Annotated in this window: 18 protein-coding genes; 17 read left to right on the top strand and 1 reads right to left on the bottom strand. The window is 60.3% G+C overall.

Going from position 1 to position 24870, the window contains the following annotated elements; all coding sequences use genetic code 11:
* Positions 1 to 18 precede the first annotated feature (18 nt).
* From JFT81_RS27080 to ureC, 17 genes are all read left to right on the top strand, one after another.
* Entirely contained in the window at positions 19 to 2139 is a 2121-nt protein-coding gene (locus JFT81_RS27080) for a TonB-dependent copper receptor (protein WP_201230402.1), read from the top strand.
* Positions 2140 to 2302: 163 nt separating this feature from the next.
* Entirely contained in the window at positions 2303 to 3682 is a 1380-nt protein-coding gene (locus JFT81_RS27075) for a PepSY domain-containing protein (protein WP_201230393.1), read from the top strand.
* 149 nt (positions 3683 to 3831) lie between these two features.
* A complete protein-coding gene (locus tag JFT81_RS27070; RefSeq protein ID WP_201230653.1) occupies positions 3832 to 5958 on the top strand; it encodes a TonB-dependent receptor in 2127 nt (708 codons plus the stop codon).
* 222 nt (positions 5959 to 6180) lie between these two features.
* On the top strand, positions 6181 to 6969 hold the full coding sequence (locus tag JFT81_RS27065) for an ABC transporter ATP-binding protein (RefSeq protein ID WP_201230391.1): 789 nt from the start codon (positions 6181 to 6183) through the stop codon (positions 6967 to 6969).
* Positions 6966 to 7913 carry an ABC transporter substrate-binding protein gene (locus JFT81_RS27060; RefSeq protein ID WP_201230389.1) on the top strand — a complete coding sequence of 316 codons (948 nt, stop codon included), beginning with the start codon at positions 6966 to 6968 and terminating at the stop codon, positions 7911 to 7913. Before JFT81_RS27065 ends, JFT81_RS27060 begins: the two co-directional genes overlap by 4 nt.
* Entirely contained in the window at positions 7910 to 8920 is a 1011-nt protein-coding gene (locus JFT81_RS27055; protein WP_201230387.1) for an iron ABC transporter permease, read from the top strand. The genes JFT81_RS27060 and JFT81_RS27055 overlap by 4 nt, the downstream gene beginning before the upstream one ends.
* Positions 8921 to 9248: 328 nt before the next feature.
* Positions 9249 to 10514 carry an urea ABC transporter substrate-binding protein gene (urtA, locus tag JFT81_RS27050; RefSeq protein WP_201230385.1) on the top strand — a complete coding sequence of 422 codons (1266 nt, stop codon included), beginning with the start codon at positions 9249 to 9251 and terminating at the stop codon, positions 10512 to 10514.
* 237 nt (positions 10515 to 10751) lie between these two features.
* On the top strand, positions 10752 to 12254 hold the full coding sequence (gene urtB / locus JFT81_RS27045; RefSeq protein WP_201230383.1) for an urea ABC transporter permease subunit UrtB: 1503 nt from the start codon (positions 10752 to 10754) through the stop codon (positions 12252 to 12254).
* Positions 12254 to 13333 carry an urea ABC transporter permease subunit UrtC gene (gene urtC, locus JFT81_RS27040; RefSeq protein WP_201230382.1) on the top strand — a complete coding sequence of 360 codons (1080 nt, stop codon included), beginning with the start codon at positions 12254 to 12256 and terminating at the stop codon, positions 13331 to 13333. Before urtB ends, urtC begins: the two co-directional genes overlap by 1 nt.
* Positions 13330 to 14199, top strand: a complete 870-nt coding sequence (urtD, locus tag JFT81_RS27035; protein ID WP_007918913.1) for an urea ABC transporter ATP-binding protein UrtD — start codon at positions 13330 to 13332, stop codon at positions 14197 to 14199. Before urtC ends, urtD begins: the two co-directional genes overlap by 4 nt.
* 134 nt (positions 14200 to 14333) lie before the next feature.
* Positions 14334 to 15032 (top strand): urea ABC transporter ATP-binding subunit UrtE, encoded by a 699-nt coding sequence (gene urtE / locus JFT81_RS27030; protein WP_053116875.1) that lies wholly within the window; start codon positions 14334 to 14336, stop codon positions 15030 to 15032.
* Positions 15033 to 15075: 43 nt separating this feature from the next.
* The gene (locus tag JFT81_RS27025; RefSeq protein ID WP_201230380.1) at positions 15076 to 15915 is read left to right on the top strand and encodes an urease accessory protein UreD; all 840 of its coding nucleotides are present in this window, start codon (positions 15076 to 15078) and stop codon (positions 15913 to 15915) included.
* 223 nt (positions 15916 to 16138) lie between these two features.
* A complete protein-coding gene (gene ureA, locus JFT81_RS27020) occupies positions 16139 to 16441 on the top strand; it encodes an urease subunit gamma (RefSeq protein ID WP_007915951.1) in 303 nt (100 codons plus the stop codon).
* A 9-nt stretch (positions 16442 to 16450) separates the two neighbouring features.
* Entirely contained in the window at positions 16451 to 16984 is a 534-nt protein-coding gene (locus tag JFT81_RS27015) for a GNAT family N-acetyltransferase (protein ID WP_201230378.1), read from the top strand.
* Positions 16985 to 16989: 5 nt separating this feature from the next.
* Positions 16990 to 17526, top strand: coding sequence for a GNAT family N-acetyltransferase (locus JFT81_RS27010; protein ID WP_201230376.1), 537 nt, complete (start codon positions 16990 to 16992; stop codon positions 17524 to 17526).
* Positions 17523 to 17831: an urease subunit beta gene (locus tag JFT81_RS27005; RefSeq protein ID WP_201230374.1), complete on the top strand. Its 309-nt coding sequence runs from the start codon at positions 17523 to 17525 to the stop codon at positions 17829 to 17831. Before JFT81_RS27010 ends, JFT81_RS27005 begins: the two co-directional genes overlap by 4 nt.
* Before the next feature lie 156 nt (positions 17832 to 17987).
* Entirely contained in the window at positions 17988 to 19688 is a 1701-nt protein-coding gene (gene ureC, locus JFT81_RS27000; protein ID WP_201230366.1) for an urease subunit alpha, read from the top strand.
* A gap of 47 nt (positions 19689 to 19735) precedes the next feature.
* On the opposite strand, the gene JFT81_RS26995 is transcribed toward ureC, so the two are convergent.
* Positions 19736 to 24805, bottom strand: a complete 5070-nt coding sequence (locus JFT81_RS26995; protein WP_201230364.1) for an NEL-type E3 ubiquitin ligase domain-containing protein — start codon at positions 24803 to 24805, stop codon at positions 19736 to 19738.
* Between the last annotated feature and the right edge of the window lie 65 nt (positions 24806 to 24870).

Genomic DNA, 24870 nt, shown 5'->3' with positions numbered 1-24870 from the left:
TGTTTGATGGAAATTGTCATGTCCAGGTTTTCTGCTGTTCCACGCTCGGGCGTTGCCCAGGCGTCCTTTGCCATGAACGAATCGCGGATTCGTTTCTCGCACGCCACCGCCGTTCTTTGCGGCGTATTGCTGTCCCCGCTGGTGCTGGCCGATGAGCACGCCGGCCACGTTGAAGAGATGAGCCCGACGGTGATTACTGCCATCGCGCCGAGCTCGCCACTGACCATCGTCACCAACCCAAAAGATCCGCGCCAACCGGTGCCGGCCAGCGACGGCGGCGATTATCTGAAAACCATTCCGGGTTTCGCGCTGGTGCGTAATGGCGGCACCAACGGCGACCCGGTATTGCGCGGCATGTTCGGTTCACGCCTGAATATCCTCACCAACGGCAGCATGCTGCTCGGCGCCTGCCCGGGCCGGATGGACGCGCCGACGTCGTACATTTCGCCAGAAACCTACGACAAGCTCACCGTGATCAAAGGACCGCAAACCGTGCTCTACGGCCCGGGGGCATCGGCCGGCACCGTGCTGTTCGACCGTGAGCCGGAAAGCTTTGGCGAACTCGGTACGCGGGTCAACGCGAGCATTCTGGCCGGTTCCCACGGTCGCTTCGACAAGGTCGTCGACGCCGCAGCCGGCGGGCCATTGGGCTACGTGCGAGTGATCGGCAACACCGCACATTCGGATGATTACCGCGACGGCAACAACGACATCGTCGCCTCGCGCTACGACAAGTGGAACGGCGACGTCGCGATTGGCTGGACCCCGGACGCCGACACCTTGATCGAACTCACCGCCGGCAAGGGCGACGGCGAAGCACGCTACGCCGGGCGTGGCATGGACGGTTCGCAGTTCCTGCGCGAAAGCCTCGGCCTGCGCTTGGAGAAGTCCAACATCAACGATGTGCTGGAGAAACTCGAGGCGCAGGTTTACTACAACTACGCCGACCACGTGATGGACAACTACACCCTGCGCACACCCTCCGGCACCGGCATGATGGCCGGGCCGATGGCCTCGAACGTCGATCGCCGTACCCTTGGCGCACGCATCAAAGCCACTTGGCGCTGGGCCGACATTCAGTTGATCACCGGCCTCGATGCGCAGACCAACGAACACCGCCAGCGCAGCGGCATGGGCATCGACACCTACAAGGATCAGCCGTATACCAAGGACGCCGACTTCCATAACTACGGCGTGTTCAGCGAAATGACCTGGTACGCCGCCGACCGTGATCGTTTGATTACCGGTGCCCGAGTGGATCGCGCTGCGGCCAAGGATTATCGGCAGACCACCGGCTCGGGAATGATGTCCCGCGCGAACCCGACGGCGGACGATACCCGCGCCGACACCCTGCCGAGCGGCTTTATCCGTTACGAGCATGATCTGGCCGACAGCCCGACCACACTCTACGCCGGCCTCGGTCACGCGCAGCGCTTCCCGGATTACTGGGAACTGTTTTCGCCCAAATCCGGCCCGGTCGGTTCGGTCAACGCGTTCGATTCGATCAAGCCGGAAAAAACCACGCAGTTCGATTTCGGCGTGAACTACAAGAGCGCTGACCTCGAAGCCTGGGCCTCGGGCTACATCGGCGTGGTGCGCGATTACATTCTGTTCGACTACACGCCGACGATGATGGGCATGAGCACCTCGCGTGCCGAGAACATCGACGCACGGATCATGGGCGGCGAACTCGGTGCCGCTTACAACCTGAGCGAGAACTGGAAAGCCGATGCGACCCTGGCCTACGCCTGGGGCAAGAACAGCAGCGACGGCAAGGCCCTGCCGCAAATGCCGCCGCTGGACGCGCGTTTCGGTCTGACTTACAGCGAAGACAACTGGAGCGCCGGCGCGCTGTGGAGGGTGGTTGCCGCGCAAAACCGTATCGACCAGAACAAGGGCAACGTCGTCGGCAAGGACTACGACAAGAGCGGCGGATTTGGCGTGTTCTCGCTCAACGGCGCCTACCGGATCAACAAGCACTGGAAGGTCAGCAGCGGCGTCGACAATCTGTTCGGCAAGGCTTACGCCGAACACCTGAACCTGGCGGGCAACGCCGGTTTCGGCTACCCGGCCAACGACCCGCAAGCCATCAATGAACCGGGGCGCACGCTCTGGACCAAGGTCGACATGAGTTTCTGACACCCACCCATGTGGGAGCGAGCCTGCTCGCGAAGGCGTCGTGCCAGACGACATCGATGTTGGATGTGCCGTCCCCTTCGCGAGCAGGCTCGCTCCCACAGGTGATGCGATGTAGCAACCTGAATGAACAACTAGAAGATCCAAGCCAAGCGGAGCAAACGTGATGCAAAAGCCCAAACCGAATTTCTACAACCTGGCCTGGCGTTGGCATTTTTACGCCGGCCTGTTCGTCGCCCCGTTCATGGTCATGCTGGCCCTGACCGGCATCATCTACCTGTTCAAACCGCAGCTCGATTCGCTGATGTACAGCAGCCTGCTCAACGTTCCGGCCGGTCATCACACCATTCCGGCCGACGACTTGTTGCAACGGGTGAAAAGCGCTTATCCACAAGGGCAGGTGAAGCAATATCTGCCGCCAGTGAACGCCGAACGCAGTGCACAATTTGTCGTAGCCAACGCCGGTCACGAACTGAATGTGTTCATCGACCCGTACCACGGCGACATCCTCGGCGAGCAGGATGCCAAGCAAAACCTGCAAGCCATCGCCCGCGCCATCCACGGTGAATTGATGATCGGCACCGTCGGTGACCGCCTCATCGAAATGGCCGCCGGCTGGGGCGTGGTGCTGGTGGTGTCCGGGTTGTTCCTGTGGTGGCCGCGCGGCCAGGCGGCGGGGATTCTGTGGCCACGCCTGAACAGTCGCGGGCGCGTGTTATGGCGTGATCTGCACGCCGTCACCGGGTTCTGGGGCGCGACATTGCTGCTGGTCATGTTGCTCAGTGGCATGACCTGGACCGGATTCTGGGGCAAACAATATGCCCAGGTGTGGAACGTGTTCCCGGCGGCGATGTGGGACAACGTGCCGACCTCCGACGTCGAGGCCCGCAGCCTCAACAGCGCCACCCGCCAGACCGTGCCCTGGGCGATGGAAAACACGCCGATGCCGATGTCCGGCGACCATGCCGAACACATGGCCCACGGCGGCGCCAACGCAGGCCCTGCGGCGCCCGGCATCAGCCTGCAAGACGCGCAGAACATCGCTACGCAGCGCAAGGTTGAACCGGGCTACAGCATCACCCTGCCGACCACCGCCACCGGCGTGTTCACCATCGCCGTGTTCGCCGATGATCCGCGTAACGACGCCACCCTGCACGTTGATCAGTACACCGGCAAAGTCCTCGCCGATGTGCGTTTTGAGCAGTACGGCAGCGTGGCTCGCGCCACCGAAATCGGCGTGATGCTCCACGAAGGCAAGATGTTCGGCACCTTCAACCAGATCGTCGTGCTGCTGATCTGCCTGATGATTCTGCTCAGCGCCGTCAGCGGCGTGGTGATCTGGTGGAAGCGTCGGCCACAGGGCAAATTTGGCGTGCCACCGCTGCGTCATGACTTGCCGAAATGGAAAACCGATGTGGTGATCATGCTGGCGCTGGCGGTGATTTTTCCGCTGGTGGGGGCTTCGCTGGTGGTGGTGTGGTTGCTGGATCGACTGCTGCTGTCGCGCTTGGGTCGGCAACCTGAATCTGCCTCAACTTCATCATGAAGCAGGCGAGATGCGCGATTTAGACAGCTCTATAAACTGCCGGGCTTATAAGCCGGTAATTTTTAGTGTTACTGTATAACTCGAATTTGCCATTCTGCCCGCAGCCAAAAGCTGCGGGCTTTCTTTTGATGAAGCGATCCACTGCCCCGATGAACAAGTACCTCTTGTCCAGCCTCTGCCTGTTCGCCCTGAACAACAGCGCCCACGCCGACAGCACCCCGCTGACGCTGCCCACCGGCACCATCACCGCCCAGGCCAATGACGACCAGACCGTCAGCCTGACCACGCCAACCACCGCCGGTTCGCGCCTGAACCTGACGGCTATGGAAACCCCGGCCAGCGTCGAGAGCCTCAGCGGCGAACAAGTCCGTGGCCGTGGCGATCGCAGCGTGCAAGACGCGGTGTCGCGCAGCACCGGCATCAGCCGCACCGGTACGCCGGGCGATGGCGGCACATCGTTGCAGGCGCGCGGTTTTACCGGGCAGAGTTCGGTGATGCAGTTGTATGACGGCAACCGACTGTACAGCGGCATGGGCACCGTCACGTTCCCGGTCGACACCTGGTCGGTGGAGCGCGTCGATGTGCTGCGCGGCCCGGCCTCGGTGCTGTACGGCGAAGGTGCGACCGGCGCGGTGGTCAACGTGATCCCGAAGAAGCCGTTCAGTGGCGAGATCGAAAACCATGTGCGCGTCGGCTACGGCTCCCATGACCGTCAGCAGCAAGCGTTCGACAGCGGCGGTTCGCTGACTGACACCCTGAGCTATCGCCTCAACCTCAATCGCCTGCGCAGCAACGGCTGGATCGATCACGGCGAATCGTCCAGCGACTTCATCAGCGCCGCCCTGCGCTGGCAGGCCACTGACGATCTGGCGTTTACCCTCGCCCACGATTACGGCGATCAGCGCCCGCAAAACTACTTCGGCACGCCGCTGATCAACGGCCAACTCAAGGACAGCCTGCGCAACAAGAACTACAACGTGCGCGACGACCAACAGCACTACAACGACCAATGGACGCGCCTGACCAGCGACTGGCAGATCAACGATGCGCTCAGCGCCAGCAACGAGCTGTATTACCTCAAGGCGCAACGGCGCTGGCAGAACGCCGAAAACTACAACTTCGATCGCGATACACAACAACTGAGCCGCAGCGGTTACTTCGGTATCGGCCATAAACAGGAACAGGTCGGCGACCGTCAGACCTTTACCTTCAAACACTCGCTGTTCGGCCTCGACAGCCAGACCGTGACCGGCGTCGACTACAACCGCATCCGCTTCCAGCTCGACAGCAACTCACCGTTCAACGACGTCTTGCCGAACGGCCAGCCGCTGGATCTGTACCACCCGCAAACCGGCTATTTCGAAAGCGCCAATCGGTATCGCGATCAATTCGACAGCACCACCAAACAGATGTCAGTGTTCGCCGAAAACCGCACGCAACTGAGCGAGCGCTGGTCGCTGGTGACCGGCGTGCGACGTGACTACGTGCATGTGGATCGCAATAATCTGGTCGACGACAGCCGGAGTGACAAGACCCTGACCGGCAACAACTGGAAGGCCGGGCTGGTGTTTGCCTTGACGCCAGAGACTTCGTTTTATGGCCAGGTGGCGACCAGCACCGACGGTATCGGTGGTTTGATTTCCTTGAGCCCGAGCCAGCAGCAGTACGATCTGTCGACGGCGCGCCAGACTGAAATCGGCATGAAGCAATTGTTCTGGGATCAGCGCGGCGAGTTCACGTTGGCGGCCTACCGCATCGTTAAAAAGAAGTTGCTGACCGATGATCCGGGCAACCCGACGCTCAAGCAGCAGGTCGGCCAGCAATCGTCCAATGGCCTGGAAGCCAGCATTGAGCTGCAACTGCCACACGCCTGGCAACTGCAAGCCAATGCAGCCATTGTGAAGGCCAAGTACGACGATTTCTCTGCGGTGGAGAACGGTCAGACGCTGTCGTATAACGGCAACCGGCCGGTGGACGTGCCGCGTCGCACGGCGAATCTGTGGCTGAACAAAACCATCACTGAAGACCTGAGGGCCGGTGCGGGCGTGCGTTATGTCGATGCGCGTTACGCCGACATGGCCAACCGCAACGAGCTGCCGAGCTACACCGTGGTCGATGCGACGCTGTCGTGGCAAGCCTTGCGCAACACCACGCTGGGCTTGCAGGTGAACAATCTGTTTGACCGCCAATACGCGCAAAGCCAATACAATGAGGGCCAGCAGTGGATCCTCGGCGAGCCGAGGTCATTCTTCGTCACCGCTGATTACACTTTTTGATTGAAGAATGCTGCCCCTCACCCTAGCCCTCTCCCGGAGGGAGAGGGGACTGACCGAGGTGTTGGGGCAAGTTGCACCGACTTGAAAGTCCGAGTCGAACTCAGTTTTGAAACGTATGAAGATCGGCCCCCTTTCCCCCTCGCCCCCTCTGGGGGAGAGGGCTGGGGTGAGGGGGATGGATCTACCGGAAAAACACGAAATCGAGAGCCCACCGAACGCACTATGACCTCACTGACCCTCGCCAACCTCGCCTGGACGCCCTTGGGCCACGGCCACTGTCATCACCAGTTCCAGCTGCGTGACGCCTCGTTGCAGGTCGGCACCGGTGAGTTCGTCGGGCTGATCGGCCCCAACGGCAGCGGCAAAACCAGTCTGCTGCGTTGCGCATACCGCTTCAGTCAACCGGAACACGGTGAGGTCAAACTCGATCATCACAACGTCTGGAAGCAATCCTCACGCTGGTGCGCACAGCGCATTGCCGTGGTCTTGCAGGAGTTCCCCGACGCCTTCGGCCTGACCGTCGAAGAAGTCGTCGCCATGGGCCGTACGCCACACAAAAGGTTATTCGACAGCGACACGGTCGAAGACCGGCACCTGGCCACCCAAGCCCTCCAGTCGGTTGGCCTCGAAGGCTTCGAAGACCATGCGTTCGCCACCCTCTCGGGCGGTGAAAAACAGCGGGTGATCCTGGCCCGCGCCCTGACCCAACAACCGCAACTGTTGATCCTCGACGAGCCAACCAATCACCTCGACCCGCGCTATCAGCTCGAACTGTTGCAACTGGTCAAACGCCTGAAAATCGGTACCCTCGCGAGCATCCACGACCTGAACCTGGCCGCCGCGTTCTGCGACCGTTTGTATGTCATCAATCATGGCCGCATCGTCGCCAGCGGTACGCCCCAGGAAGTCCTCACCGAAGAACTGCTGCGCGACGTCTTCGGCGTCAATGCATTGATCGATTCCCACCCCCTCCACGGCTACCCGCGAATCACCTGGATAACCCGCCCATGAATCTGCGTTCCCTGCTTTGCGTCGCTCTTCTGCTGTGCAGCGCCCAAGCCCTGGCCGAGGCCACGAAATACCCGCTGACCATTCAAAGCTGCAACCGCGAAGTGACCTTCAAGGAAGCACCGAAGCACGCGGTCAGCCACGACATCAACATGACCCAGATGATGCTCGCCCTTGGCCTCAAACCACGCATGGCTGGGTACAGCGGTGTCAGTGGCTGGAAATCGGTAACGCCAGAGATGCAGTCGCTGCTCGACGGTCTTCCAGAGCTCGCGGCCAAGTACCCATCGGTGGAAACCCTGCTCAATGCCAACGTCGATTTCTTCTTCGCCGGCTGGGATTACGGCATGCGCGTCGGCGGCGACCTCACCCCGCAGACTCTGCAACCGCTGGGCATCAATGTGTATGAATTGACCGAGTCCTGCGCATTCGTGATGAAGCGCCCGGCGGCGACGCTGGACGACACCTACAACGACCTGCGCAACCTCGGCAAAATCTTCGACGTGCAGGATCGCGCCAATGCGCTGATCGCCCGGATGCAGGCGCAAGTCGCCGCAGTGCGCAAAGACCTGCCCGCCGACAAGCCGCGGGTTTTCCTCTACGACAGCGGCGAAGACCGCGCTATGACCTCCGGCCGCCTCGGCATGCCGCAGGCGCTGATCGATGCTGCTGGCGGGCGCAATATTCTCGACGACGTCGACGCGAGCTGGACCCGGGTCAACTGGGAGACCGTGGTCGAGCACAATCCGCAAGTCATCGTGATCGTCGACTACAGCGAAATCACCGCCGAACAGAAGATTGAATTTCTGCTGAACAACAAAGCTCTGCAATCGGTGGACGCGATCAAGAACCAGCGCTTCATCGTCATTCCGTATGTGCAGGCCACACCGGGGATCGACAACGTGCTGGCGGTGGAAACACTGGCCAAAGGTTTCCACGGCGAATGATCAACCGTCGCTACGCCCTGTTGCTGATCACCCTCGGCGCCGTGTTGCTGGTGTCGTGCGTGGTGTCGCTCGGCTTCGGCCCCGCGCGGGTGCCGGTGGACGTGGTGTGGCGGATTTTGCTGCACAAGGCTTTTGGCATTGGCGAGGTCGACTGGAGCGCCGGGCAGGAACACATCGTCTGGCTGATCCGCGTGCCGCGCATGTTGCTTGGCGCACTGGTGGGCGCCGGACTGGCGCTGATCGGCGCAGTGTTGCAAGCGGTGACGCGCAATCCTCTGGCCGATCCTCATTTGCTTGGCGTGACATCAGGGGCGACATTGGGCGCGGTGATCGTGGTGTTGCACGTCGGTGAAATCATCGGCCTGCTGACCTTGCCGATTGCCGCATTCATCGGCGCCTTGCTGAGCATGTTGGTGGTGCTGGCGATTGCCAGTCGACATGGCCGGCTCGACAGTGACCGCCTGTTGTTGTGCGGTGTGGCGGTGTCGTTCGTGATGATGGCGATCGCCAATCTGCTGTTGTTCATGGGCGACCATCGCGCCAGTTCAGCGGTGATGTTCTGGATGCTCGGCGGCCTCGGGCTGGCACGCTGGGAGTTGCTGGCGGTGCCGGCAGCGAGCGTGCTGCTCGGGTTGCTCTTGCTGCTGGGCATGGCCCGTCCGTTGAACGCGTTGATGGCCGGCGAACAGACCGCCGTCACCCTCGGTCTGAATGCTCGCTCGGTGCGCTTGCGGGTCTTTGTCATCGCCTCGTTGATGACCGGTGTGCTGGTGTCGATCAGCGGCTCGATCGGTTTTGTCGGGCTGATGGTGCCGCACATTGCCCGGCTTCTGGTGGGCGCTGAACATCGGCGATTGCTGCCGGTGTGCGTATTGCTGGGCAGTGTGTTTCTGATCTGGGTCGACGTCGCCGCCCGCACAATGATCGCCCCCGAAGACCTGCCCATCGGCGTCGCCACCGCCGCCATCGGTGGTCTGTTTTTCATCGGCCTGATGCGCCGCCGCTGAACCAACACAAATCAAAAATGTGGGAGCGAGCCTGCTCGCGAATACGGTGTGTCATTCACCAGTGATGTTGACTGACACGATCTATTCGCGAGCAGGCTCGCTCCCACATTTGATTTGTAGTGAGCGTAAAATTGCGCCCCAATCTGGCGCGGCCACCTGCACCAACGCGCCAGCAGCGTTCCTTCATGGTGCATCGTCTACAGCCGCGACCGCTCTAAATCGACATTTTCCTGCCCATCCCCGACCGGGCACAGCCCTTGCAAAACACACCTTCAGTCGTCCGCATCTGCCAACCATAAAAAACTTTAACGTTCATGGAGATCGCACAATGAAGCGTCGCAGTTTGATCAAGGCTTTCACACTCACGGCATCCATTGCCGCGATGGGCATGACCTGGACTGTCCAGGCCGCCGAGACCATCAAGGTGGGGATTCTGCATTCGTTGTCCGGCACCATGGCGATCTCCGAAACGTCGCTCAAAGACATGGCGCTGATGACCATCGACGAGATCAACGCCAAGGGCGGTGTGAACGGCAAGATGCTCGAACCGGTGGTAGTCGACCCGGCGTCGAACTGGCCGCTGTTCGCGGAGAAGGGCCGGCAGTTGCTGACTCAGGACAAGGTTGCCGTGGTGTTCGGCTGCTGGACGTCGGTGTCGCGTAAATCGGTGCTGCCGGTGTTCGAAGAACTCAACGGCCTGCTGTTCTACCCGGTGCAATACGAAGGCGAAGAGATGTCGCCGAACGTCTTTTACACCGGCGCCGCGCCGAACCAGCAAGCGATCCCGGCGGTTGAATACCTGATGAGCGAAGAAGGTGGCAGCGCCAAACGCTACTTCCTGCTCGGCACCGACTACGTCTACCCGCGCACCACCAACAAGATTTTGCGCTCGTTCCTGCATTCCAAAGGCGTGGCCGACAAGGACATCGAAGAGGTCTACACGCCGTTCGGCCATAGCGACTATCAAACCATCGTCGCCAACATCAAAAAATTCTCTGCCGGCGGCAAGACAGCCGTTATTTCCACCGTCAACGGCGACTCCAACGTGCCGTTCTATAAAGAGCTGGCCAACCAGGGCCTGAAAGCCACTGACGTTCCGGTCGTGGCGTTCTCGGTGGGTGAAGAAGAACTGCGCGGCATCGACACCAAACCGCTGGTGGGCAACCTCGCGGCGTGGAACTACTTCGAATCCGTAGAGAACCCACAGAACAAAAAATTCGTCGCTGACTGGAAAGCCTACGCGAAGAAACACAACTTGCCGGGCGCTGACAAAGCCGTGACCAACGACCCGATGGAAGCCACGTATGTCGGCATCCACATGTGGGCGCAAGCGGTCGAGAAAGCCAAGTCGACAGACGTCGACAAAGTCCGCGAAGCCCTCGCCGGCCAGACCTTTGCCGCACCGTCGGGCTACACGCTGACCATGGACAAGACCAACCACCACCTGCACAAGCCGGTGATGATCGGCGAGATTCAGGCCGATGGTCAGTTCAACGTGGTGTGGCAGACCGAAGGGCCGATCCGTGCGCAGCCGTGGAGCCCGTTTATCGATGGCAACGACAAGAAGCCGGATTATGCAGTGAAGAGCAACTGAGCAACTGGATGTCAGTCTTGCGCACAGCGTGAGGCTGATGCAATTCCCTGTGGGAGCCAGCCTTTGTGGCGAGGGGATTTATCCCCGCTGGGTTGCGAAGCAGCCCCGAATCCAGCAGTCGCGGTGTATCAGATTGATCGCGTCGACTGATTTCGCGACTGCTTCGCAGCCGAGCGGGGATAAATCCCCTCGCCACAAAAGTTCGCTCCCACAATGTCCGCGTCAAGGCGACTGACTATGCCCACTGCCATCTACCGCTTTTTTCTTGCCATCGCACTTCTACTGCCGATGGCCGTCCACGCCGGCGATGCCGAAGACTTCGTCGCGGCCAATCCCGTGCAACAGGCCAAACTGCTCGAAGCCTGGGCCGCGCAGCCCGATCCGGCCCGTATCGAACTGATCAACGCCCTGCAACAAGGCGAACTGACTGTCGACGGCCAAGCCAAAACCCTGCGCCTGAACAATCGCCTGCGGGGTCTGATCGACACCGCCATGGCCAGCCACCAATTGCTCGCCGCCGACGCCAAAATCCGTCTGACTGCCGCGCAGCAACTGCAGAAAAGCGCGAAACCCGCGCAGCTGAAATTCCTCGACCAGCAACTCGCCGGTGAAAAAGATGAAACCGTCCACGCCGCGCTGAGCCTGGCCCTGGCCAATCTGCAACTGGTCGACACGGACCCGGCCGTGCGCCTCGCCGCTGTGCGTCTGCTTGGCGAAACCGGCGATCCACTGGCACGTACGCGCCTCGAAGGTTTGCTCGAACCTGGCGTCGAAACCGATACCAATGTGCGCACCGCCGCCGAGACCAGCCTCGCCCAGGTCAAACGCAAACTGCTGATCGGCGAGATCCTCGGCCAAGCCTTCAGCGGCATGTCGCTCGGTTCGATCCTGCTGCTGGCTGCGCTCGGTCTGGCGATCACCTTCGGCCTGCTCGGCGTGATCAACATGGCCCACGGCGAGATGCTGATGCTCGGCGCCTACTCGACGTACGTCGTGCAGCTGATGTTCCAGCGCTACGCACCGCAGGCCATCGAGTTCTATCCGCTGATCGCATTGCCGGTAGCGTTTTTTGTCACGGCAGCTATCGGCATGGCGCTGGAACGCACGGTGATTCGCCATCTTTACGGCCGACCACTGGAAACCCTGCTCGCCACCTGGGGCATCAGTCTGATGCTGATTCAGCTTGTTCGTTTGTTGTTCGGCGCGCAGAACGTCGAAGTCGCCAACCCGGCATGGCTGTCCGGCGGCATTCAAGTGCTGCCGAATCTGGTGCTGCCGTATAACCGCATCGTCATCATCGCCTTCGCTTTGTTCGTGGTCGTGCTGACGTGGCTGTTGCTGAACAAAACCCGCCTGGGCCTCAACGTTCGCGCCGTCACCCAGAACCGCAACATGGCCGCCTGCTGCGGCGTGCCGACGGGCCGCGTCGACATGCTCGCCTTCGGCCTCGGTTCGGGCATCGCCGGCCTCGGCGGTGTGGCGCTGAGCCAGATCGGTAACGTCGGCCCGGATCTTGGCCAGAGCTACATCATCGACTCGTTTCTGGTGGTGGTGCTCGGCGGCGTCGGGCAACTGGCGGGCAGCGTGCTCGCGGCGTTTGGCCTCGGTATCGCCAACAAGATTCTCGAGCCGCAGATCGGTGCGGTGCTCGGCAAGATCCTGATCCTCGCGCTGATCATTCTGTTTATCCAGAAACGTCCGCAAGGCCTCTTCGCACTGAAAGGACGGGTGATCGACTGATGAACCAGCCTCTGTTAGTCACGGCCACGCAAAAGGCCGGGCCGAAAATCACCATGGCGGTCGGCGCGGTGGTTCTCGCCCTGCTGATCGCCCTGCCCTTGCTGTCATTGTTGTCGCCGGAGAGTGCGCTGCACGTCTCGGCGTACACGCTGACGCTGGTCGGCAAAATCCTGTGCTACGCCATCGTCGCCCTGGCGCTGGACCTGGTCTGGGGTTACGCCGGTCTGCTGTCCCTCGGTCACGGACTGTTCTTTGCCCTCGGCGGTTATGCGATGGGCATGTACCTGATGCGTCAGGCAGCCGGTGATGGTTTGCCAGCATTCATGACCTTCCTGTCGTGGACAGAATTGCCATGGTACTGGAGCGGCACCAGCAGCTTCGTCTGGGCGATGTGTCTGGTGGTGCTTGCACCGGGCTTGCTGGCGTTGGTGTTCGGATTCTTCGCGTTCCGTTCGCGGATCAAAGGCGTGTATTTCTCGATCATGACCCAGGCCCTGACCTTCGCCGGCATGCTCCTGTTTTTTCGCAACGAAACCGGCTTTGGCGGCAATAACGGCTTCACTAATTTCCGCACGATTCTCGGTTTCGGCATCACCGAGCCGGGCACTCGCGCCGTGCTGTTCCTGGCGACGGTACTGCTGCTGGTAGCCAGTTTGTTTATCGGCTGGCGTCTGGCGCAGAGCAAGTTCGGCCGAGTGCTGACCGCGTTGCGCGATGCGGAAAACCGTTTGATGTTCTGCGGCTACGACCCGCGCGGTTTCAAGCTGTTTGTGTGGGTGTTGAGTGCGGTGCTGTGTGGCTTGGCCGGTGCGTTGTATGTGCCGCAAGTGGGCATCATCAACCCAAGCGAAATGTCGCCGACCAACTCGATCGAAGCGGCTGTGTGGGTGGCACTTGGCGGGCGCGGCACGCTGATCGGGCCGTTGCTCGGTGCCGGCGTGGTCAACGGCATGAAGAGCTGGTTCACCGTGGCGTTCCCGGAATACTGGCTGTTCTTCCTCGGCGCGTTGTTCATCGTCGTGACGCTGTACTTGCCCAAAGGCGTGATCGGCCTGCTGAAGAAACGAGGTGAACAATGAGAGTCACGGCGAGCGCTGAATTCATGCTGGAGCCAGCCTTCTTCCCCGTCGAGCCGAACAAGGACGCCGGCACCAGTCGCGACTCGATCGGCCTCGGCCAACGCGTCGGCCCGGGCCTCGATACCCGCCACGGCACGATTCTGACCCTGGAAGACATCAGCGTGAGCTTCGACGGCTTCCGTGCGCTGAACAATCTCAACCTGTACATCGGCGTCGGCGAACTGCGCTGCATCATCGGCCCCAACGGCGCGGGTAAAACCACGCTGATGGATGTGATCACCGGCAAGACTCGTCCCAGCCACGGCAAAGCCTGGTTTGGCGAAACACTGGATCTGACGCAGATGAGCGAAGTGCAGATCGCCCAGGCCGGGATCGGCCGCAAGTTCCAGAAGCCGACCGTGTTTGAGGCGCTGAGCGTGTTTGAAAACCTTGAACTGGCGCAGAAGACCGACAAGTCGGTGTGGGCCAGTTTGCGTGCACGGTTGAGTGGCGAGCAGAAGGATCGCATCAGCGAAGTGCTGGAGACGATTCGCCTGACCACTTCGGTTAACCGTCAGGCGGGCTTGCTCTCTCACGGACAGAAGCAGTTTCTCGAGATCGGCATGTTGCTGATGCAGGATCCACAACTGTTGCTGCTTGATGAACCGGTGGCGGGGATGACCGATGCAGAAACCGAGTTCACCGCGGAACTGTTCAAGAGCCTGGCCGGCAAGCATTCGCTGATGGTGGTGGAGCATGACATGGGTTTTGTCGGCTCGATTGCCGACCACGTCACCGTGTTGCATCAGGGCAGCGTGCTGGCGGAAGGCTCACTGGAACAGGTGCAGGAAAACGAGCGAGTGATCGAGGTCTATCTCGGCCGCTGAACTGCAAACACTTATCAAAACTGTAGGAGTGAGCCTGCTCGCGATAGCGGTATATCAGACAAACAAATGTTGACTGACACACCGCTATCGCGAGCAGGCTCACTCCTACAGAAGGACTTGAGGAAACTTTGAACATGCTGCAAGTCGACAAGCTGCACCAGTATTACGGCGGTAGCCACATCCTGCGTGGCCTGTCTTTTGATGTGAAGGTCGGTGAAGTCACCTGCCTGCTCGGCCGTAACGGCGTCGGCAAGACCACCCTGCTCAAATGCCTGATGGGCCTGCTGCCGGCCAAAGAAGGTGCGGTGAACTGGGAAGGCAAACCCATCACCACATTCAAGCCGCACCAGCGCGTTCACGCCGGAATTGCCTATGTGCCGCAAGGTCGGGAAATCTTCGGCCGCCTGACCGTGGAAGAAAATCTATTGATGGGCCTGTCGCGGTTTCCCGGCAGTGAAGCCAAAGAAGTACCAAGTTTCATCTACGAATTGTTCCCGGTGCTGCTACAAATGAAGCAGCGTCGCGGCGGAGACCTCTCCGGCGGTCAGCAACAGCAGTTGGCAATTGGCCGCGCATTGGCCAGTCGTCCGCGCTTGCTGATCCTCGATGAGCCTACCGAAGGCATTCAACCCTCGGTGATCAAGGAAATTGGCGCCGTGATCAAGAAGCTCGCGGCACGCGGCGATATGGCCATTTTGCTGGTCGAGCAGTTCTACGATTTCGCCGCGGAACTGGCCGATCAGTATCTGGTGATGTCCCGGGGCGAGATCGTCCAGCAGGGCCGAGGGGAAAATATGGAAGCCGAGGGTGTACGCGGGCTGGTCACGATCTGAGGCTACGATCTAATCTGTAGCGTCCTAACGATAATTAAAAAATATGAATTTGCCTTTAACCACTGCCCTGTTTACCCCGAGCTGGCACGCCGAGCTGGAACTCGCTTACGCCCGTTTCGGCGACTGCACGCGCCCGGTCATGCGCCGGCACCTCGGCCCGCTGCGGGTGCAAAAACATTTGTACGCCGAAGGCCCCGAGGTCTGCCAGCACATCATCGTCCATCCACCGGGGGGGATTGCCGGCGGTGATCGTCTCGATATCAGCGCCCGTGTCGAACCAGGTGCATGGGCACAGATCACCAGCCCCGGCGCGGCCAAGTGGTATCGCGCCGGTGGGCCGGCGTATCAGAAGCTCGACTTGAAAGTGGCGGCCGGTGCGACGCTGGAATGGCTGCCGCAGGAAACCATCGTCTACAGCGCAGCCCAGGCTGAGCTGAGCACATCGATTGATCTTGAAGGTGATGCACGCTTGTTTTACTGGGACGTGGTGGCGTTGGGTCGCCCGGCCAGTGGCGAGCGTTTTGACCTTGGGCATTTTCAGGCGCACCTGGATATTCGTCGCGATGGCCAACTGCTCTGGCATGAGCGCCAGCGCATTGTCGGCGGTGACGGTTTGCTTGATTCGCCGATCGGCCTGGATGGCCATCCGGTGTTTGCGACGTTGTTGGTGACCGGTGAGATTGATGCTGAGTTGCTCGAGCGTTGTCGCTCGCTGGGCCATGACGTGCGCGGGGATTTGACCCAGTTGCCGGGGCTTCTAGTGGCTCGGTGTCTTGCCAGTGAAGCGTTGCTCGCTCGCGCCTGGCTTATTGATCTTTGGCGTTTGCTACGGCCGGTGCTGCTGGGCCGTGAGGCGGTATCTCCCAGAATATGGAGTACCTGAAAAAGCCCCTCACCCCCCGCCCTCTCCCGGAGGGAGAGGGAGCCTGACCGGGTCGTTTGAAATGAATTTAACTGACTGAACGAATACTGCTGACTGAGCCGGCCATTGAAAACAACCGAGATCAGTCCCCTCTCCCTCGGGAGAGGGCTAGGGTGAGGGGCTGCTCCAACTGGCACCCCACGCCAGCAAGAACCTCACAAATCTGCCCTGACGGAAATCCACAATGGACCTGACCCCACGCGAAAAAGACAAGCTGCTGATCTTCACCGCCGGCCTCGTTGCCGAGCGGCGTTTGGCGCGCGGCGTGAAACTCAACTACCCGGAAGCCATGGCCTATATCTCTGCTGCGCTGCTCGAAGGCGCGCGTGACGGCCAGACCGTCGCCGAGCTGATGCACTTCGGCACCACCCTGCTTTCGCGCGAACAAGTGATGGAAGGCATCCCGGAAATGATCCCGGAGATTCAGGTCGAAGCGACGTTCCCCGACGGCACCAAACTGGTCACCGTCCACCAACCGATCGTTTGAGGCCGCGCCATGACCTATTCCATTCGCGATGCCCTCCACGCCGACCTGCCGGCGATCCGCGACATTTACAACGACGCCGTGCTCAACACCACGGCGATCTGGAATGAACAAGCCGTCGACCTCGGCAACCGCCAGGCATGGTTCAGCGCCCGTCAGGCCCAGGCGTATCCGATTCTGGTGATCGTCGACGGCGATAACAGCGTGCTCGGCTACGCTTCTTTCGGTGACTGGCGGCCCTTCGACGGTTTTCGCCACACCGTCGAGCACTCGGTTTATGTGCGCAGCGACCAACGCGGCAACGGCCTCGGCCCGCTGCTGATGACGGCGCTGATCGAGCGGGCGAAGACCTGTGGAAAACACGTGATGGTCGCCGCCATTGAAAGCGGCAACACCGCTTCGATCCGTCTGCATGAACGCGCCGGTTTCATCATCACCGGGCAAATGCCGCAAGTCGGCACCAAGTTCGGCCGCTGGCTCGACCTGACCTTCATGCAATTGACCCTCAACCCTGGCGCGGAGCCGCCGAACGCCAACAAGGAGTGATACCGATGAACGCCGCCCAGCTGCGCCGCGTCAACGCTGAAAGTTTCGCCCACTATCGCCAGGGCCTGATCGACCTGCTGCTCGACGCGGTGGGTTATGGCGCCAGCGTCGGTTTCATGGCCGACCTCGATGCTGCGCAGGCGCGCGCGTATTTCGACGAGGTTCAGGACCACGTCAACAAAGGCAGCGTGCTGCTCTGGGTGGTGGTCAAGGACGAACAGGTGCTGGCCAGTGTGCAATTGGGTTTGTGTCAGAAAGCCAACGGCCTCAATCGTGCCGAGGTGCAGAAACTGCTGGTGCGCGAACACGCACGGCGTCGCGGCCTCGGTCAGCAACTGATGACCGCGCTGGAGCTCGAAGCGCCCAAGCACAAGCGCGGCATGCTTTTCCTCGACACTGAAGCCGGCTCCCCGGCCGAAGACTTCTACAAGGCGCTGGGCTACACCCGCGCGGGGCAAATCCCCGATTACGCCTGCGACCCGACCGGCACGTACAGGCCGACCGCCCTCTACTACAAGATTCTGCAAGGAGCCCAGCGATGATTCCTGGCGAGTACCAGATCCAGCCCGGCGACATCGAACTCAACGTCGATCGCCGCACTATCAGCCTGAAAGTCGCCAACAGCGGCGACCGGCCGATTCAGGTGGGATCGCACTATCACTTTTTCGAGACCAACGACGCACTGACCTTCGATCGCGCGGCCAGCCGCGGCATGCGCCTGAATATTCCGGCGGGCACGGCGGTGCGCTTCGAGCCGGGGCAGAGCCGCGAGGTTGAGCTGGTGGATTACGCCGGGCATCGGCGAGTTTTCGGCTTTGCCGGCAGGATCATGGGTGAGCTCGATTGACCTGTGGCGAGGGGATTTATCCCCGTTCGGGTGCGAAGCACCCGCAGCTCAGCAGATGAGATCTGACCTATAGAGCGCGGTGACGGAATGACGACCGCTGCGCGGCCGAACGGGGATAAATCCCCTCGCCACAATGAATTTGTGCAAGGAATTGAAATGAAGATCTCGCGACAAGCCTACGCCGACATGTTCGGCCCCACCGTCGGCGACAAGGTGCGCCTGGCCGACACCGAGCTGTGGATCGAAGTCGAAAAAGACTTCACCACCTACGGCGAAGAAGTGAAATTCGGGGGCGGTAAAGTGATTCGCGACGGTCAGGGCCAGAGCCAACTGCTCGCCGCCGAAGTCGTCGACACGCTGATCACCAACGCACTGATCATCGACCACTGGGGCATCGTCAAGGCCGACGTCGGCCTCAAGGACGGGCGCATTGCCGCGATCGGCAAGGCCGGCAACCCGGACGTGCAACCGAACGTGACCATCGCCATCGGCGCTGGCACCGAAGTGATCGCCGGCGAAGGCATGATCCTCACCGCCGGCGGCATCGATACGCACATCCACTTCATCTGCCCACAGCAGATCGAAGAAGCGCTGATGAGCGGCGTCACCACCATGATCGGCGGCGGCACCGGCCCGGCCACCGGCACCAACGCAACTACCTGCACTTCCGGCCCATGGCATCTGGCGCGCATGCTCCAGGCCGCCGATGCCTTCCCGATGAACATCGGCCTCACCGGCAAGGGCAACGCCAGCCTGCCGGAGCCATTGATCGAGCAGGTAAAGGCCGGCGCCATCGGCCTCAAGCTGCACGAAGACTGGGGCACCACCCCGGCAAGCATCGACAACTGCCTAAACGTTGCGGATCAGTTCGATGTGCAGGTAGCGATCCACACCGACACGCTCAACGAATCCGGCTTTGTCGAAACCACCCTCGGCGCGTTCAAGGGCCGCACCATCCACACCTATCACACCGAAGGCGCCGGCGGCGGTCACGCACCGGACATCATCAAGGCCTGTGGTTTCCCCAACGTGTTGCCGAGCTCGACTAACCCGACGCGGCCGTTCACCCGTAACACCATCGACGAACACCTCGACATGCTGATGGTCTGCCACCACCTCGATCCGAGCATCGCCGAAGACGTCGCGTTCGCCGAAAGCCGCATTCGCCGCGAAACGATTGCCGCTGAGGACATTCTTCACGACCTCGGCGCGTTCTCGATGATCAGCTCCGACAGCCAGGCCATGGGCCGCGTGGGCGAAGTCATCACGCGCACCTGGCAGACTGCCGACAAGATGAAAAAGCAGCGAGGCCCGCTGCCGCAGGACGGCGAAGGCAACGACAACTTCCGCGCCAAACGCTACATCGCCAAGTACACGATCAACCCGGCAATCACCCATGGCATCAGCCATGAAGTCGGTTCGATCGAAGTCGGCAAGTGGGCGGATCTGGTGCTCTGGCGTCCGGCGTTTTTTGGTGTAAAACCGACGCTGATTCTCAAGGGCGGCGCCATTGCCGCCAGCCTGATGGGTGACGCCAACGCCTCGATCCCGACACCGCAACCGGTGCACTACCGCCCGATGTTCGCCAGTTACGGTGGCTCGCTGCACGCCACCAGCCTGACCTTCATCAGCCAGGCGGCAGCCGAGGCCGGGTTGCCCGAAGCGCTGGGGCTGAAAAAGAAAATCGCTGTGGTCAAAGGTTGCCGCGACGTGCAGAAAACCGATTTGATTCACAACGATTACCTGCCAAACATCGACGTCGACCCGCAGACTTATCAGGTCAAGGCCGACGGTGTATTGCTCTGGTGTGAACCCGCAGAAACACTGCCGATGGCGCAGCGTTACTTTCTGTTTTGAGTGGCTGAGTAAAAAGCCTGGAGGCGTTCGCGCGCCTCCAGGTCTGTTTACGGCGCGACAGTGAACGGTGGGTAAACCCTTTGCAGTTTCGCTCGCTCAATGGCTTGTTGCGTCAGGTTTTTCTCCAGCGTCCGCAAAGCCTCAAACCGGGTGATGTCATCCTCATGCTTGAGAGACTCCAGCAGTTCGTCGAACTCCTTGCGAAAGGTTTTCTCGAGGAAGCGCTGCCACAATGGCTGCTCCAGAATCCGCGGCGCCAGCAACTCCCCCTCCTCCAGCGGGACCACTCGCTGGTACGCCTCCTCGATCATTTTTTCGGAGACCCCTGCGATTTTCCTGAACAACATGCCACGCGATTGCCACGGTAAGTCCAGGCGTTCGCCCAGATCGGTCATGTAGGCCAGGTGAACTTCCACCTCATCGATGGTGCCGGTAACACCGTCGGCCCCCTCGCGTCGAAACGTCTCCCCTGCTTTCAATCGATCTGCCACATGCTGCCGGGCGATCTGCCCCAACTCGTCAAGGCGCGACTTGCCGCGAGCCAGCGCCACCAGCTCGGCCTCGACCAGATCAGTGTTGATCAACCCGTACGCTTCATGCACCAGCACTTCGACGCCCATCGCGTTGAAAAATTGTGCACCGGCATCCGCGCAAGTCGTCGAAGCAACCGCCTCGGCGAAGATTTTCTCGCGCAATGCGGTGTTCTCGTACATGGCGAAAATCATTCGCCAGACCTTGGCCGTGAGGTCGGTTCGGTAACTCGGATCAGTGGCCTGGAAGTCGGCCGACGCGGTCAATTTGCGCAGTTCTTTGAAAAACGGCTCGGAGTCGAACTCGTCTTCTACCTCGTCCCAAAATGGCAGGCGCGCATTCCATTCGGCCTCGCTGAGGCCCTCATCCCAGAGCGAGTTGTCGATGGTCCCGCGAGACGGATAAGGTCGATCCGGATCGAGCCCGACTGACTCAATGTATTGCTTGAGTTTCTCGAGATTCTGCGCGGAAAGATAAAACGGCGTGCGAGTCACATTGGTTCGCGCGATCAATTCGGCAGAGGCTGAACCCGGCGCGACCTCCGGGAGTTCGCTAATCTGGTTGAAGCGCAGGTCCAGGTACAGGTTGCGCGGACGCTGTTTGGCAAACAAGCCAATTGGCCACTGATCGATGCCCGTATTGTCCAGCGTCAGAATCGCCAAGGCAGGCATCTGACTGATGTCGGGCACTCGACCGAGAGGGTTGCCGTCGAGCTTGAGTACTTGCAGCCGGCTCATCGCACGCAGCCGAGCGACGCTTTCGGCGGTCAGCGTTATCTGGTTGTCCGAGAGCGTCAAAACACGCAGATAAGGCATGTGACTGATGTTTTCTGGAAAGTCGCTCAAGCGGTTCTTCCACAGATCGAGTTCGCGTAACTGCCGAAAGTTGCCGAGAAAAAGCTGTTGGTCACTGAGTATCTGACCGTTGCGCAGGCTCAGCGCGGTGACATGGTCAAAACTGCCGCTCAGGAGTGGCATGTTCAACAGATGGCGATCCATTGGCAGGCCATCGAGATCCAGCCTCTGTGCCCGGATAACAGCCGGTGCCGGCGGCCCCTCAGGACCGGTGCGCTGCCAGCACTGGCGCAGCATCCGATAGATCTTGTTGCGTGCTGTCCATTCGGCGACCCCTTCAGGGCTGAAACGATACCTTAGGCTCATGTCGTTCAACCAGCGCTGGAAGTCCAGGTTGAACAGGCTGAACTCACGCTCCAACGCCGCCACGCGTTGCTCCATGGCGGTCTCGCCAAAGCTGCGAAGCAGCGCCTCCACCTCGGCATTGCTAAAGGCAGGATACAAAGAACCCACGCGACGCTTGAGCGCCGACCAGCCTTCGGGGCGTAGCGGATAGCCTCGCATGCCGCCGCGCAGGCGCATATGTTCGGGGTCATAAGCGGGCTTGCGAATCGGGTGATCCAGCAAAACCTTGGCGAATTGCTCGTGACTCAGCGGTGCACGGAGAATCGCTTGTTTGAGCAGATCGCCCTGAAAAATTTCAAAACCCAGCGCTTTTCGCTGTTCATCGGGCAACGCATGCAACACCGCGCTGTAGAGATCCTCGGCGCTGTGCAGATGCAACCCTTGGTCATCCCGCGCGTTGAAGAGCCCGTCCTCATCAGCGATCAATACTTTGCGGATCGGCGCATCCGGGGCGCCAATACTGGCCCGCAACTGACCGGTGAAGGACAGGTCGCGAATTTCGATGCGAACGTCAGGCGACCAGCCAGGCAGGTTCGCCATCGAGCCCAGCGCCAGTCGGTGGGTGTCAGACGTCTCCAGATGTTCAAGGTACAGGCCTTCGAAAGCACGACTCAGGCGAACCCTGGTGGCTGCCGCACGCAGTTGCTGACGTAGTTCGAGGACGACCTTGCCGCTGTTGTCCAGCCTGTCCAAAACCTGCGGGTCGGCCTCATTGAGCACTTGCTCGATCACACTGCACGGCAATCCGGGATTATCGCCTTTCAACCTGCGCACGCGGCTATCGGCGGAAACATCCGCGTTGGAGTATTGCGATTCGAACACCTGCGAACTGCGTTTGGTCGCACGCTGCACCAGGACCTCGCGCAGCGCCTGAATACGTACCGCGCGATCGCTGGAGATCCCATGGCCGAGCAGTGCTCCGATTTGCGCCTCGTTCAAAAACCCCAGCACCCTGCTTTCAAGCTGTCCGGTCTGAAGCTCCCGCTGGGTGACCGTCAGTATGTTGGCCGGTGTGGCGTCCGCGTTGCCGTAGGTGACAGCGTCTCGATGGGCCGGCAACGGGTCTTTCAAGGTGATGGCTTTTTCCTCGGGCCAATGCGGTAGCTCAGTCATCAACCCTGGCAGGTAACCGGCCAGATGATTGCTGATGTTGCCGCTACGGATCTGCTCGTCGAACTGGCTGACCGAGGCATGCAGTTCGAAGCGCTGGAGGGTGTCGGTCAGTAACGATGGCGGCAAATCTTGCTCGACATGCAGACGCCGCAGCACACCTTCATCGATGTTGCTGACTGTCAGCACCTGCTCCAGCGTGGACTCGCTGAAGGTAGCGGCCAACGCGTTGACGCGGCGCAACAGTTGGGTCTTCTGCCACTCGAGTGGCTGCTCGGTTTCGCTCTTCCAGGCGCCCGCCCGATTATGCTCGACCTTTGGTGCATAGGCGTCGGCGCGAGTCGGGTGTTGCATGCGGAACTGGTCGCTGAGCGGATTCTGCGTCAGGACGTACTGTTTTCCCTCAAGGTGCAGCAGCTTTTTACCCTGATGCGGATACAAGCCGGCGTCATCAGCCGAGGTGCCACCAGGCAGCACGACTTTGTGTTCGTACGGCGTCAGATCCGGGTTCCACATTTTGCTACGGCCATCCTCCAGCGAAACCGCTTTGAGGTTGTCGACAAAGGGCGAAGGTTTGATCGCTGCGGCACCTTTGGGCAGAACATGGCCGGCGCTCATCAGCGCCAGTTGCGCAAAGTTGAGGATGACGCTGTTGATGTGCGCGCACGCCTCTTCTTTGTCACCGTGACTCCAGTCTTCGATGCCTTCGGCAAACTCCGCGAGCAATTGCGCGACCATCACGCCAAGCATCACCTCACCGACCCCAGGCACCAGCATCACGGCGAAGTTAAAGATGTTCCAGCCAATATCCAGATAGCTGATCAGCCGATTCCAGCGGCTTTTGGCGTCTTCATCGCCGGTCGGCACGGCGATCAGTCGCGCATCACTGAGCGCCTTATCGCGCTTGCGCCGATACAGGTAATCCCAGAGATCACCCGGGATCGGCACCGTGATCGGTTCGACGTGAGGATTCTCAACCGGCGTCTCGCGCCACCAAGGCCCCATGTCCAGTGGTTCACGCTGGTGCCAGGTGATTTCCTTGAGGCGCTCGTTGGCCCGCTGGAAGAATGTCGGCTTGTCTCTTTGGGCCACAAACCGGCTGAAAAACTGCTGATAGGAGGTGTCCAGCAACTTCGTCGCCAAGGCTTTCATGAACGCCGTCAGCGATGGATATTCTTTCAGCGGATGAAGTGGATCATCCGGGATGTAGGCGATTAACCGCCCGTTCAGAATACTTTGATCATAAAAGTCATTACGCCGCGCCATTTCAGCCGTTACAGCACTCGGCCCATTGGCGAAGACATCCGTGAGGATCTTGTACTTCTCATAAAGATTGTCGTTAAGCCAGGGAGTACGCCGTGACCAGTCAAACAAAAACTTCAATTCTTCGGGTATGAGCCCTGACAGAAATATTTCTATCTCGCTTTTTTCTGCCACAGCACTGAACAGCACAATGCCGGACAACTCCAGCCCCAATATCCGCAATCGATGCGCCTGCAATGGGCGACCGTGATAGCTGACTGGGCTTTGCCCGCTGATCACATCGTTGATGACGGCCTCAGCGTGAATGCTCAGGTCAGCGTTGATCCCGGCGATAGCCGCAGCCACTTTCAGCGCGGACTGTTCCACCGCCATTGATTGCGTCTTCAGCGTCGCCTGCTTCGCCGGTTCACCGGGGAGCAACAACGCCTTGAGGTGTTGCTGATAGAGCGCGCCGACGTCCAGCGAGCGGCAGACGCTGGCAATTTCACCCACCGTGGTGCCGTGCTGCACCGGCGTCCCGTCGGCATCGGCAACATACACACCGGAACCACTGCGAAAGTAGCCGTCCTCGGTCTCTGCCGGTTCGAAGTTATGCAACGCCGCCGCCAGCAACGACGAATGCCGCGAGCGCGTCGCGCCCCGGTCGATGCCGAAAATGATCTTGTCCGGGACATAAAGCCTGAGCATCGCCTTGTCGACATCCAGATCGACATTGAGCTGGCTTTTGAGTGCCTCGATCAGTAATGGTCGAGCGAACGCCTCAATATTCTGCTCGAGCGTACTCAAGGTCGAATCGACTTCGCCCTGCAGTTGCCAGTGTTTTTGCACAAGTTCTTTCAAACGCTGATGCGCCGCTGGCGCCTCTGCCGCAAATGCCTGCGCAACATTCAGATTCGCTTCAAGCGTTTCCAGTCGATGGGGTGGGGCTTGTTTGATCGCCTCAGGAATAAGCCCGGTTATCACGCCATGGTGCGGGCCTTCATTGATCGACACTTTATTTGTAACAACGTCCATATGCACAATCTCGTCATCCAATAACTTGAGCTCAGATTACGGATGACTGAGAAAAACAAAAAACC

The organism is Pseudomonas sp. TH43 (genome assembly GCF_016650635.1).
Lineage (GTDB): Bacteria > Pseudomonadota > Gammaproteobacteria > Pseudomonadales > Pseudomonadaceae > Aquipseudomonas.
This window is presented reverse-complemented; position numbering and strand designations above follow the sequence as displayed.

Coding starts and splice junctions, on each gene's coding strand:
- JFT81_RS27010 (WP_201230376.1), top strand. CDS start 16,990: ATGAACGCCGCCCAGCTGCGCCGCGTCAACGCTGAAAGTTTCGCCCAC.
- JFT81_RS27055 (WP_201230387.1), top strand. CDS start 7,910: ATGATCAACCGTCGCTACGCCCTGTTGCTGATCACCCTCGGCGCCGTG.
- urtA (WP_201230385.1), top strand. CDS start 9,249: ATGAAGCGTCGCAGTTTGATCAAGGCTTTCACACTCACGGCATCCATT.
- urtD (WP_007918913.1), top strand. CDS start 13,330: ATGAGAGTCACGGCGAGCGCTGAATTCATGCTGGAGCCAGCCTTCTTC.
- urtE (WP_053116875.1), top strand. CDS start 14,334: ATGCTGCAAGTCGACAAGCTGCACCAGTATTACGGCGGTAGCCACATC.
- JFT81_RS27005 (WP_201230374.1), top strand. CDS start 17,523: ATGATTCCTGGCGAGTACCAGATCCAGCCCGGCGACATCGAACTCAAC.
- urtB (WP_201230383.1), top strand. CDS start 10,752: ATGCCCACTGCCATCTACCGCTTTTTTCTTGCCATCGCACTTCTACTG.
- JFT81_RS27015 (WP_201230378.1), top strand. CDS start 16,451: ATGACCTATTCCATTCGCGATGCCCTCCACGCCGACCTGCCGGCGATC.
- JFT81_RS27080 (WP_201230402.1), top strand. CDS start 19: ATGTCCAGGTTTTCTGCTGTTCCACGCTCGGGCGTTGCCCAGGCGTCC.
- JFT81_RS26995 (WP_201230364.1), bottom strand. CDS start 24,805: ATGGACGTTGTTACAAATAAAGTGTCGATCAATGAAGGCCCGCACCAT.
- JFT81_RS27075 (WP_201230393.1), top strand. CDS start 2,303: ATGCAAAAGCCCAAACCGAATTTCTACAACCTGGCCTGGCGTTGGCAT.
- JFT81_RS27065 (WP_201230391.1), top strand. CDS start 6,181: ATGACCTCACTGACCCTCGCCAACCTCGCCTGGACGCCCTTGGGCCAC.
- ureA (WP_007915951.1), top strand. CDS start 16,139: ATGGACCTGACCCCACGCGAAAAAGACAAGCTGCTGATCTTCACCGCC.
- urtC (WP_201230382.1), top strand. CDS start 12,254: ATGAACCAGCCTCTGTTAGTCACGGCCACGCAAAAGGCCGGGCCGAAA.
- JFT81_RS27025 (WP_201230380.1), top strand. CDS start 15,076: ATGAATTTGCCTTTAACCACTGCCCTGTTTACCCCGAGCTGGCACGCC.
- ureC (WP_201230366.1), top strand. CDS start 17,988: ATGAAGATCTCGCGACAAGCCTACGCCGACATGTTCGGCCCCACCGTC.
- JFT81_RS27070 (WP_201230653.1), top strand. CDS start 3,832: ATGAACAAGTACCTCTTGTCCAGCCTCTGCCTGTTCGCCCTGAACAAC.
- JFT81_RS27060 (WP_201230389.1), top strand. CDS start 6,966: ATGAATCTGCGTTCCCTGCTTTGCGTCGCTCTTCTGCTGTGCAGCGCC.